The organism is Aquabacterium sp., assembly GCF_050725395.1.
Taxonomy (GTDB): domain Bacteria; phylum Pseudomonadota; class Gammaproteobacteria; order Burkholderiales; family Burkholderiaceae_C; genus Aquabacterium.
Genome location: NZ_JBOHHL010000023.1, coordinates 1 through 11,392, shown reverse-complemented (window position 1 = coordinate 11,392; position 11,392 = coordinate 1). Strand labels below are relative to the sequence as shown.

Here is an 11,392-nt window from a genome sequence, read left to right as displayed (position 1 = left end):
CCATGATTTTAGACCCCACATGAAGCCTCAGTTCGATTCCGCCCTTGTCTGGTTTCGCCGCGACCTGCGCAGCACCGACCACGCCGCCCTGCATTACGCCCTGAAGCAGTCGCGCCGGGTCTGGTGCGTGTTCGTGTTCGACACGGGCATCCTCGACCCCCTGCCCCGCGTCGACCGTCGGGTGGTGTTCATCCGGGACAGCCTGGTCGAGTTGGACCAAGGCCTGCGGCACCTGGCACGCGACCAGGAAGCCCCCCACGCCAGCGAGGCCGGATTGATCGTGCTGCACGGCGATCCGCTGAAAGAAATCCCCCGGCTGGCCCAGAAACTGGGCGTGCAGGCGGTTTTTGCCAACCACGACGATGAGCCCGCCGCCCTGACCCGCGATGCCCAGGTGCGTGGCCGACTGAGCGACGTGGGCGCCGCCTTGTTCACCTCGAAGGACCACGTCATCTTCGAGCGCAACGAGGTGCTGACGGCCAACGACACGCCCTACGGTGTGTTCACGCCCTACAAGAACAACTGGCTGAAAAAGGTCGACGACTTCTACCTCCAGGCCTACCCCGTGGCGAAGTACGCGCAACACCTGGCCGCCATCCCGCCCGATGTGGGCCTGAAGGCCGCCAAGGGCGAGCGCATCCCCAGCCTGGGCGAACTGGGTTTCGAAGCCACCGAGGACCTGAAGATCCCCACGGGCATGAGCGGCGCCCAGGCCCTGCTGGACGACTTCCTGGAACGCATCGACCACTACCACGACACCCGCGACTTCCCCGGCGTGAAGGGCCCCAGCTACCTGTCGACGCACCTGCGCTTCGGCACCGTGTCCATCCGCCTGCTGGCCAGGCTGGCCTGGGACCGGCGCCAGGCGGGCTCGGCCGGCGCCCACACCTGGCTGTCCGAATTGATCTGGCGCGACTTCTACCACCAGGTCATGCACCACCACCCCCACGTCATCGGGCACAGCTTCAAGCGCGAGTACGACAAGATCAAGTGGGCGCATGGCAAACAAGCGGAAGCGCGTTTTGCCGCCTGGTGCGGTGGCCGCACCGGCTATCCCTTGGTGGACGCCGCCATGCGCCAGATCAACCAGACGGGCTACATGCACAACCGCCTGCGCATGGTGGTGGCCAGTTTTCTGATCAAGGATCTGGGGATCGACTGGCGCTGGGGCGAGCGCTATTTCGCCGAAAAGCTGCTCGACTTTGATCTGGCGGCCAACAACGGCGGCTGGCAGTGGGCGGCCTCCACGGGTTGCGATGCGCAGCCTTACTTCCGCATCTTCAATCCCATCAGCCAGAGCCAGAAATTCGACGGTGCCGGCAAGTTCATCCGCCGTTACGTGCCCGAGCTGGCCCACCTGAGCGACAAGGCGATCCACGCGCCCTGGTTGCTGGGCGACCTGGGCGATGCGGTGGACTACCCCGCCCCCATCGTGCAGCACGACGAGGCCCGCGCCGAAACATTGGACCGCTATGCCGTGGTCAAGGGCAGCTAGAAGAAGAGCGGCTAGAAAAGCTCGATCTTGCCGACCTTGTCGCCTTCGGTCTCGATGATGCCTTGGTTGACCAGGTCCTCGAAGCACAGGGTCTGGTTGCGGCCCTGGTGCTTGGCCTGGTAGACGGCTTGGTCGGCCCGCGAAAACGCGCCGCTGGGCGTGTCGTGCAGGTGAACGCCGGTGAAGCCCAGGCTCACGGTGACCTGGCCGACTTGGGGGAAATCATAGGCCTGCATGTTCTGGCGGAAGCGTTCGAACACCCGAAGGGCGTGCTTTTCGGTGCCACCACGCAGCAGCACCACGAATTCTTCGCCGCCGAAGCGGAACAGGCGGTCGTAGTGGCGAAAGGTCTGGCGCATGATGCGCGCCACCAGCACCAGCACCTCATCGCCGATCAGGTGGCCGAAACGGTCGTTGACCAGCTTGAAATGGTCGATGTCGATCACGCCCAGCCAGAAGGTGTTCATCTGCGAACCGCGGCGTTCCGCCTCGTTCTCAGCCTCTTCGGCGCTCATCTGCACCGGCATGGAAGCCTTGAGGAAGGTGGCGTCGAAGGTCTGGCGGTTGAGCAGCCCGGTGAGGGAATCACGCTGGCTGGATTCGAGCAGGTTCTGGAAATTGCCGAACACGCGCAGCAAGGTCTGCATGGAGCGCAGGTCGCGCAGCGGCAAGGCCTGCGCAGAGCGAACTTCCAGCACGCCAGACTGGCCCAGCTCTGCGTGCAGGGTCAGCACAGTCAGCCAGGTGGCTTCTTCGGGCGAGGGCCCGTCTTCGGCTTCGTTCAGGGCGCGCTGCACCAGCGTGCGCGACACCAGGGCTTCTTCCCGTGCCGGAAAATCCTCCAGGAAGGGCATGGTGTCGGGGTCCAACCAGGGCGGATCGCTGACGGTGAGCTTGCCGCGCCGCGCCAGGCCGGAACAGAGCCAATGCTGGTCGCCCCCCTCCTGACCCAGGACACGGTAAACGCCCACGCTGAGCGCGCCCAGCAATTCGAGCACGCTTTGCGCCAGGGACACGTCCAGCATTTCGCGATCACGCTGGGCTGTCAGGTGAGCCAGTTGGTCGATCGCGCTGTTGTCCAATGAACTGCCTTTCGGGGCCGGTGCTTCTTCATCGGGCATATCGGCTGGAAACTTCCGTGACTTAAGCCCCGCCATTCACACTCGCTGCTTCACGCTGCAAGGCGTAGCGCGCCACCAGGGCCAGCAGTTCCTCTTCACCATAGGGCTTGCCCAGGTAATGGTTGGCGCCCAACTGGGTAGCGTAGTCGCGGTGCTTTTGCGCGATCCGTGAAGAAATCATCACCACCGGCAATTGCTTCCAGCGGTCGTCGGCGCGGATGTTGCGCACCAGGTCGAAGCCGTCCATGCGGGGCATCTCGATGTCGGACAGGACGACCACTGGCGTTTCTTCGGCCAAGCGCTCCAGGGCGTCGATGCCATCCTTGGCCAGCACGACGCGGTAGCCTTCACGCGCCAGCAGGCGCTGCGTGACACGGCGCACGGTCAGGGAATCGTCGACCACCAGCACCAGTGGAGGCAAGGCCTCGATGGCCAGGGCCGCCGCCTGCTCCACCACCGTGGGCTGCCCGCTCGCCACCGCGTGCAAGGCGGCGCGCGTGTAAGCCTGGGCGGCGTCGCCGTAGACCGTGGCCAGGGCCACCGGGTTGTAGATCAGGGACACGGCGCCCGAGGCCAGCAAGGTCATGCCCGCCAGGCCCGGCAGGCGCGACAGCTGGGGCCCCAGGTTTTTGACGACCACTTCCTGGTTGCCCAGCACTTCGTCCACGTGCATGGCGATGCGCTGCTGCGCCGAGCGCACCACGATCACCGGCAGCGAACGGCCTTCGGTGGACCCACGCGGGCTGTTTTGCAGCAAGGCGCCCAGCCAGTAGAAAGGCAGCACCAGGTCGGCGAATTGGTAGGTGCCGAACTCGTAAGCCTGCTCCACTTCGGCGGGCTTGGCGCGGCGCACCATCTCGATCAGGTGGGTGGGCACGGCCACGGTGACGTCGCCACAACGCAGCATCACCACCTTGGTGACAGCGGTGGTCAGGGGCAGGACCAGCTTGAAGCTGGTGCCCTGGCCAGCGGCGGTGGCGGTTTCGATGCGGCCGCCCATGGCGTTCACTTCAGAGCGAACCACGTCCATGCCGATGCCGCGCCCAGCCAACTCGGTGATGGTGTCGGCCGTCGAGAAGCCGGGCGTGAAGATCATCTGGGCCAGGTCGCCAGCGGGCACCTCCGCATCGGGCTGGATCAAGCCCATGGCCACGGCTTTTTCGCGGATGCGGTCCAGGTTCAGGCCGGCACCGTCGTCGCGGAACTCTAGGGAGACTTCATTGCCCTCCTGGCGCAAGGACACGATCACCAGGCCTGCGGCGTCTTTGCCTGCGGCTTGGCGCACTGCTGGCAGTTCGATGCCATGGGTGATGCAATTGCGCAGCAAGTGCTCGAAGGCCCCCGTCATCCGTTCCAGCACGCCGCGGTCGACTTCGGTGGCCCCACCGACGATGTCCAGTTTGACCTGCTTGCCGGTTTCCTTGGCCGCCTGGCGCACCACGCGGTACAGGCGATCGGACAAACCCTCGAACTCCACCATGCGCGTGCGCAGCAGGTCGTCCTGCAGGTCGCGCGTGAGGCGGGCCTGGGCGGCCAACTGGTCTTCGGCGACTTCGAGTTCGCGGTTCAAGGAGCGCTGCACAGTGGCCACGTCGTTCACCGACTCGGCCATCATGCGGGTCAGTTCCTGGAAGCGCGTGTAGCGGTCGAACTCCAGCGGATCGAAATTCTGGCTGGCGGCGCGGGCGGCTTCCAGACGGGTGTTGAGTTGCGTGTCGGCCTGCAGTTCGATGTCGCGAAGTTGCTGGCGCAAGCGCCCCAGGTTGTCGGTCAGGTCGGTCAGGGAGCCACGGATCTGACCCACTTGCGAAGCGATCCGGGTGCGGGCAATGCTGACCTCGCCGGCGTGGTTGACCAGGCGGTCCAGCAATTGCGGGCGCACGCGCACGACGGCCTGCACCGCCGTCTGGGTGGCGTCGCGCTTGGGCGCATTGGTCAAGCGGCGGCCGTTGTTGGCCAGGGTGGTCCAATCGATCACCGCCGGGGTGGCACCATTGGCGGGTTCGCTGGTGGCCGGCGGCAGATCGGACGTGGACGGGGCCAGGCCGGAGTCTGGCGATGGCCCACCCTGGGCATCGGCGAAAGGCTGCGCTTCAGGAAGCACCTCGGGCGACACGAGTGACACCGACTCGACGGGCTCGGCGGGTGGCAGCGGCTTGCTGACCTCGGCATCGTAAGTCTGCGCATCGCGCTGCGACAGGGCCTCGAACTCTTCGACCAGGGCATCGACGCGGGCTTCCAGCGGTTCGACGTCGTCTCGGGTGATTGACTCCGAGCCGATCAGGTGCTCGATGGTGGTTTCGAGGCGGTGGGCCAGTTCGCCCAGGCGCATGGCACCGGCCAGGCGGGCACCGCCCTTGAAGGTGTGCAGCGTGCGCATGCAGGCTGCGGGCGCGGCCGGATGCGTGGGTTGCTCCAGCCATTCGCGCATCTGGCTGGCCAGTTGTGGCAACAGTTCCTGCGCTTCTTCTTCGAAGATCGGGAACAGGTCGGGATCGACGGCGTCCTGGGCTTCCAGATCGTCGCGGTCGTCCAGGCCTGTGATGCTGTCGGCCTTGCGCAACGCGGGCATCGTGGCTGGCGCGGGGACGTCGGGCAGCGAATCCAGGGACGTGATCTCGGCCTGTCCCAGGGGGCTGGGTTGCGTGGGCACGACTTCATCGTGCGAGTTCTGCTGGTCGAAGGACGAATCGGGCACCGCCGCCTCGTCGACCGAATGCACCAGGCGGAGATGGCCGTGGCTGCGGTGGTCGTCCTGGCCCGGAGCGCCCTCTTCCGCGTCACCCGCGTCCAACTCGCCCAGCAGGCTGCGCGCTTCCAGGCGGCGCGAAGCCGTGTGGTCGTACATCTCGAGGCGCCGCATCAGGTCGTCGTTCGGCGTCTTGAGGAATCCGGCGGCGAACTGGTGAAGCAAGTGACGGATGTCGTCGGCAGCCTCGTTGAACAAGGCCGCGGCCTCGGGTTCGCCACGGCCCAGGGCGTGGGCGCGCATCAGGCTGTGCTCCAGCAGGCGGGCCAATTGCGACAATTCGCTGTAGCCGACGGTGGCGGAGTTGCCGGCCAAGGAGTGCGCGAGGGCGATCGCCTCGTCGCTCACGGGGTGGTGCAGTTCCAGCGCCCATTCGCTCAGCGAGGTGCACAGGCGGCGCGACTGCTCGTCGGCCTCGTTCAGGTAGATGTTGAACAGCGGGATGCTGATGCGCAGCGGGCCGATGACCTTGACCTGCTCGTCGGACTCGGCGGCTTCGGCAGACTCCTGGTCTTCTCCTGAAATCGCGACTTCCTCCGTCTCGGCAGACACGTCCACCTTCATGTCGGCCACGATCGCCTCTTCGCCGAACACGCTGGGCTCGGATTCGAGGTACAGCGGTGGCGACGCTTCGAGGGCTTCGGGCGCCTGGACTTGCAAAGCTTCGTCGGACACGATGTCCAGCACGATGGCGGGCTCGGGCTCGGGTTCCGACAACTCGGTCACCGCGGGTTGGTCGCTTTCCAGTTGAAGCTGAGGCTCTTCCGGCTCGGTGAACTCCGGCGCCGCGGCGACTGCGTCTTCCTCGGGCGGCAGCTCCAGGGTCAGCAACTCGCCATCCATGCTGGGCAGGTGGGACTCGCTGAAGGCCGAAGGCTGGGTGACGGGCTGGTCGTCTTCAGAAGGCTCGATCGCCTCCGGCTCTCCCCCCAGGTCAACCAGGGGCAAGCTCAAGGCCGACAGGTCGTCCTCGGCGGGCGACGAGCTTTCCTCGGCCGCGAAGGATTGGACATCGGTGGCGGCGAAGGTGGAACCACCACCAATCGGCACGCGGCGGCCTTCCAGGCGCAGGGTGTCGGCGGCGCGGACCAGGTCGGCGCTGTGCCAGTGCTGCGCGTTCTTGGCCTCGATGGCCTTGGTCCAGCCCGCCATGTAGTCCAAGGCCTCGGCGGTGAAACCCAACAGGTCCTGGCTGGCCGGCTGTTGAGAGGCCAACCAGGTGTTGAACAGTTGCTCGCAGGCCCAGCCAGCTTCGCCGTAGTCGTTCAAACCGACCATGCGCGAGCTGCCCTTCAAGGTGTGGAAACCACGGCGCACGCTGGTCAGCAAGGTCACGTCATCGGGCTGGCTGTTCAGCCCTGCCGTCGCTTCCAGGGCGCTGGCGATGACTTCGTTGGCCTCCTCCAGGAAGATGCCACGCATCTCGTCGTCTTCTTCCAGGCCGGTGGGCTCGGCGGGCACCACGGGCGTGGGCATCAAGGGTGAATGGCCGCTGTCGGTGAAGGCTTCCCCCACGGGGATGTCCAGTCCGACGGGCTCGGAGACCGATTGGGCGAAGTCGGCCATGACCTGGGCGACCTGTTCGCGCGCCAGGGTCTGGGCGTCTTCGTCGTCGGAGGCCCGGGCCGTGGCCAGGGCGGCCTGCGCGGAGGCGACGGTGTCGGCCAGGGCGGGCTGGTCCTGCACCATGGGCGTGTCGGCGAGCTTTTGCAGCTCATCCGACACATCGCTCAGCGAGACTTCATCCCGCGTAACCGACTCGACCACGGCTTCGGCCGCGGTCTGCACTTCGTCGCGCTCGGCCTTCTGGGCGGCGGCCTCGACCGGATCGGGCAAGGCCACGGGGATGGGCGCCGAACGCTCGCGGCCCATCAGGGGCGACAGCACGCCCGTTTCGGGGTCGAACTTGAACAGTGCTTTGACCAAGTTGGGCTGCACGTTCAGCATGTCGATCAGGAAGCCCAGCGCACCCAGGTTGGTGGCCAGGCGGTCGAACACGCCTGCGTCGCCCGCCTCTTGCACATTGGTGTCGGGCTGCAACAGGTGGTCCACGTCTTCGCGCATGCGCACGGTGGCGTGGCCGGCCATGTCCAGGCCCAGCACGGCCAGCACGCCGCGCATGGCTTGCAATTGCGTGGGCACGTTCACCAGCGAGGTCGGCTGGGTGGGATCCCGGAAGAACAGGTCGATGTTCTTTTCGGCTTCGCTCAGGTTGCTGCGCAGTTCTTGAACGACGCTGCCGATGGTCTGGCGGTCGGACACCCGGCGGTACAGGTCTTCCATCCACGATTCCAGCGGCTGGGCCGGCTGGCCCTGGCGGACCGCGTCGATGCGGCTGGCCAGGCGGTGGATGCGGTCTTTCTGCTCGGGGTGGTCGAACTCGCCGTCTTCCAGCGAGGCCTCCTGGTACAACAGGCTGGTGGCCACTTCCATGGCCAGGCTGGCCTCGGGCGCCTGGCCCGACTGCACGGTCTGGTTCACAGCCTGGGACAGCGCATCGGCCAGCACCTCGCCATCGGGGTAGAGGCGCTTGAGCGACTCGGCCACCAGGGCGAATTGTTCGTTCAGGCCGCCCAGGCGCAGCAATTCACCGGCCGCCACGGCCGACCAGCCGTCCTTGGCCCCGGCCACCCGCTTGATCGCCTGCGCCACCCACGCCGGGTCGTAGCGGCCCAGGCTGGATTCGATCAGGTCGACAGGCGCATGGCGGTCCAGGCCGAAGGTGCGGCGCACATTGGACAGCACGGAATTGGGCTTGTGGGTGCCATCGGCGCCCGAGGCTTGTGCACAGAAGAACAGCAGCTCTTGCGCCAGACGGTCCGAGGGCGTCTCCTTGCCCTGGACCAGCACGCGCAGCTGCTTGAGCAAGGACGACAGCACGCGCTTGGCATGCACCGTCAAGGGCACATGGTCACCCGCCAGGGCTTCCAGGAAACCACTGGCCAGCATCCAGGTGGCGGACTCGCGGTGGGCATGGCGCTGCGACGATCCGCTGGCCAGCGAAGCGCACAGATCGGCCAGGGCGACCGCGTCGCGCGGCTGGTTGCGGCGCAGCAGTGCCAGCAGACCGGACTCGAAATCGTCCACCGTGGCCTCATCGGCCGCACGCGGCGTGACCGAATCGGGCGGGGCCAAGGGCGCTTCCAGCGACACCTTGGGCCAATCCTGGCTCCACAGGTCGGTGGGCCGCGGCAAGGTGGAGCCCGCCAGGGTCATCAAGGCTTCGTACTGGGGGAACAACGCCAGGGCCGGCACATTCTTGCCGTTCAGGCGGCGCGTGATGTAGTCCAGCAAGGCAAAGGAGCCACGCTCCACCGCCAGCACCGCCGATTCCGTCAGCGTGGAAGGCCGGTTGATGAACTTCTGGACCACGGCCTCGCTGGCGCGCAGCAAGGTGGCCCCGGCGGGCAGGCCCGCCAATTCGAGTGCGCCCACGCCCTGGTGGATCTGCTGGCGCGCCTGCCGCAGCACGGCGGGGTCGCGCGCGTCCATGTCGGACTCGGACGAACTGGCGTCCTTGAGACCGCGGTGCAGCGCCTTGTGCGCGGCATCCAGCGACTTGCGGAGTTCTTCCTGAACCCACGCCAGGGCGCTGAGATCGTCTGACATCGGGGCTGCTTGCATGCTGTCCATGGTCGACTCTTAAGCCTTAAGCGATCTTGAACCGGGACACCGACTGTTGGAGTTCGTCGGCGGTCTTGGACAGCTCGCGCACGAGCTGGGTCGTTGATCGGGTACCTTCACCGGTCTGCTCGGTCACCGCAAAAATGTGCTGGATGTTCGAGACGACCACGTTCGCAGATTCTGCTTCACGCAGGGCCTGTGAGGAAATCTGCTCAATCAGTTCGGCCAGTCGGCGTGACACGCGGTCGATGTCGCCCAGCGCGGAGCCGGCGGCGTCGGACAGTCGGGCCCCTTCGACCACACCCTGCGTGGAGCGCTCCATGGCGGCCACGGCGTCTTGCGTGTCGGTCTGAATGGTGCGCACCAGCGCGGCAATCTGCTTGGTCGCGTCGCCGGAACGTTCGGCCAGGCGCTGCACTTCTTCGGCCACCACGGAGAAGCCTCGCCCGGCTTCACCCGCAGAGGCCGCTTGAATGGCGGCGTTCAGTGCCAGCACGTTGGTCTGTTCGGTGATGTCCGAGATCAGTTCGGTGATTTCGCCGATCTCTTGCGACGATTCGCCCAGCCGCTTGATGCGCTTGGAGGTGTCCTGGATCTGGTCGCGGATGGTGTTCATGCCGCCGATGGCGTTCTGCACGGCGGTCAGGCCCGTGTCAGCGGCCGCCAGAGATTGGCGCGCCACCTCGGCGGAGTGCTGGGCTTGCGCAGACACCTCGTTAATCCGGCCCGCCATCTGCAGCACCGATTCGCCGGTTTCGCGGATCTCGCGCAGTTGCTCGTCAGAGGCCGCCAACAGCTCGGTCGACGTGGCTTCCACCTGCTGCGTGGTGTCGGTCGCACGTTGGACCGTGCTCTGCACCTGGGCCACCAGGCTGCGCAGCTCTTCCACCGTGAAGTTCACCGAGTCGGCGATGGCGCCGGTGATGTCTTCCGTCACGGTGGCCTGTTGCGTCAAGTCACCTTCAGCGACCATCTGCAGTTCGTTCATCAATCGCAAAATGGCGGCCTGGTTGGCGTCGTTGACGCGCTTGGCTTCACGCTCCTGGCGTTCGGCCTCCTGGCGCTGACCTTCGGCCAACTGGCGGCGTTGGGTTTGGTCGGTCAGGAACACGCGCAGCAAGCCAAAGCCCGCCGCGACGGTGAGCGCCAGGAAGATCACGATCATCACGATGTTCAGCGGATCGATGCCGGCGCCGCTGGACAAGCGCGTTTGCACCTGTTCCAGGCCTTTGCGCAGCGGCTCGCTGTCGTCGATGATGGCCACTTGGGCGTCACGCGCGGCCACCAGGCCTTGCAAGGTGCCCAGGATGAAGGTCGATTGCGTGCGGGTTTGTTCGAACAGCTTCTGCAGCGCTTCGAGCGGCTCGCGGGTCTCGGCGTCCTTGACGCCGTTCAGCCCCAGGTCCTTGTTGCCATTGAGCAGGCCATCGACGATTTCCTTGAAGGCGTTCAAGTCCTTGCCGAGCAGGAACACGGCTTCGGTCGACACGCCTTCCACGGTCAGGAATTCGTTCGCGGACTTGCCGATGCGCTGCGTCAGCATGACCATCTGGTTCATGGACGTCAGCTCGGCGGCTGTGGCACCGCCCTTCTCGATCTTGGCGGTGGCGATGCCTTCGGCCAGGTCCAGCAGCTCGGAAGATTGGCCGTTCACCTCGCGCAGCGCCTGGCTCACCTGGGTCAGCGTCTGCTTTTGCGCCAGCACGAACTTGGCGTTTTTCTCAGCGCGGTCCACCAGGGGCAGCAAAGGCAGCAGCGGCTCCTTGGCCGTGGCGGGCACCTCGGTCAAACCGAGGGCACCGTCGCCCTGGGCCAAGCCACGCACATTGCTGGCCAGCACCTTGGCGGAATCGGCCACTTCCTGGAAAGCCTGCGCACGGCCGATCAAGGCCTGCGACACCGACTTGGCCAGGCGTTGCGACTGCATGAGCGCCTGGCCGGTCGCACCCGCTTGCGCGGCACGGCGGTCGGCCGAATTGACCGAGAGGATGGCGCTGAGCAGCAAGCCCAGACCACCGACGATGAAGGCCCCGAACAAGGCACGTTGCTGGCGTTCCAGCGACCACTGGCCAATGATGGGCAGGCCCGTGCGCGACTCCGCGCTCGCACCATCCCCGGCGTCGGGCTTGACGCGCGTGTCGTGGTAATCCGGCGGGAACTCGGAAGGCGCCGCCTCGGAAATGATCGAGTCAGACGAGGTCGCGGGACCGCCCGGCTGGAGCGTCGACGACACGGCGTTGTGGGTGTCCGCGGTGCTGGGCGTGCCCGACGAAGTCACCGGCGCCTCGGACGCCAAGGCCTCCGGCTGGACTTCGTCTTCGTCCTGCGACTTGCCCAGGTCCTTGATTCGACTCAGGAAACTCATGCCTTGTACTCCAAACGGTCAAGCGTCGATCTTGAGGT

The 11,392-nt window shown here is 66.2% G+C and carries 4 protein-coding genes; 1 reads left to right on the top strand and 3 read right to left on the bottom strand.

Annotation, left to right across the window (positions count from 1 at the left end):
* Positions 1 to 19 precede the first annotated feature (19 nt).
* Positions 20 to 1,495: a cryptochrome/photolyase family protein gene (locus ACREB4_RS14235; RefSeq protein WP_431588888.1), complete on the top strand. Its 1,476-nt coding sequence runs from the start codon at positions 20 to 22 to the stop codon at positions 1,493 to 1,495.
* A gap of 11 nt (positions 1,496 to 1,506) precedes the next feature.
* Here ACREB4_RS14235 and ACREB4_RS14230 read toward each other — a convergent pair whose 3' ends face one another.
* From ACREB4_RS14230 to ACREB4_RS14220, 3 genes are read right to left on the bottom strand one after another with little or no spacing between them, the layout of a single operon-like run.
* On the bottom strand, positions 1,507 to 2,616 hold the full coding sequence (locus tag ACREB4_RS14230; protein WP_431588887.1) for a diguanylate cyclase: 1,110 nt from the start codon (positions 2,614 to 2,616) through the stop codon (positions 1,507 to 1,509).
* A gap of 22 nt (positions 2,617 to 2,638) precedes the next feature.
* Entirely contained in the window at positions 2,639 to 8,974 is a 6,336-nt protein-coding gene (locus ACREB4_RS14225; RefSeq protein WP_431588886.1) for an Hpt domain-containing protein, read from the bottom strand.
* 40 nt (positions 8,975 to 9,014) lie between these two features.
* Positions 9,015 to 11,354 (bottom strand): methyl-accepting chemotaxis protein, encoded by a 2,340-nt coding sequence (locus ACREB4_RS14220; RefSeq protein WP_431588885.1) that lies wholly within the window; start codon positions 11,352 to 11,354, stop codon positions 9,015 to 9,017.
* Between the last annotated feature and the right edge of the window lie 38 nt (positions 11,355 to 11,392).

Bases quoted from the DNA above. Each gene is read 5' to 3' on its own strand.
- ACREB4_RS14230 (WP_431588887.1), bottom strand. From the start codon at position 2,616: ATGCCCGATGAAGAAGCACCGGCCCCGAAAGGCAGTTCATTGGACAAC.
- ACREB4_RS14235 (WP_431588888.1), top strand. From the start codon at position 20: ATGAAGCCTCAGTTCGATTCCGCCCTTGTCTGGTTTCGCCGCGACCTG.
- ACREB4_RS14225 (WP_431588886.1), bottom strand. From the start codon at position 8,974: ATGTCAGACGATCTCAGCGCCCTGGCGTGGGTTCAGGAAGAACTCCGC.
- ACREB4_RS14220 (WP_431588885.1), bottom strand. From the start codon at position 11,354: ATGAGTTTCCTGAGTCGAATCAAGGACCTGGGCAAGTCGCAGGACGAA.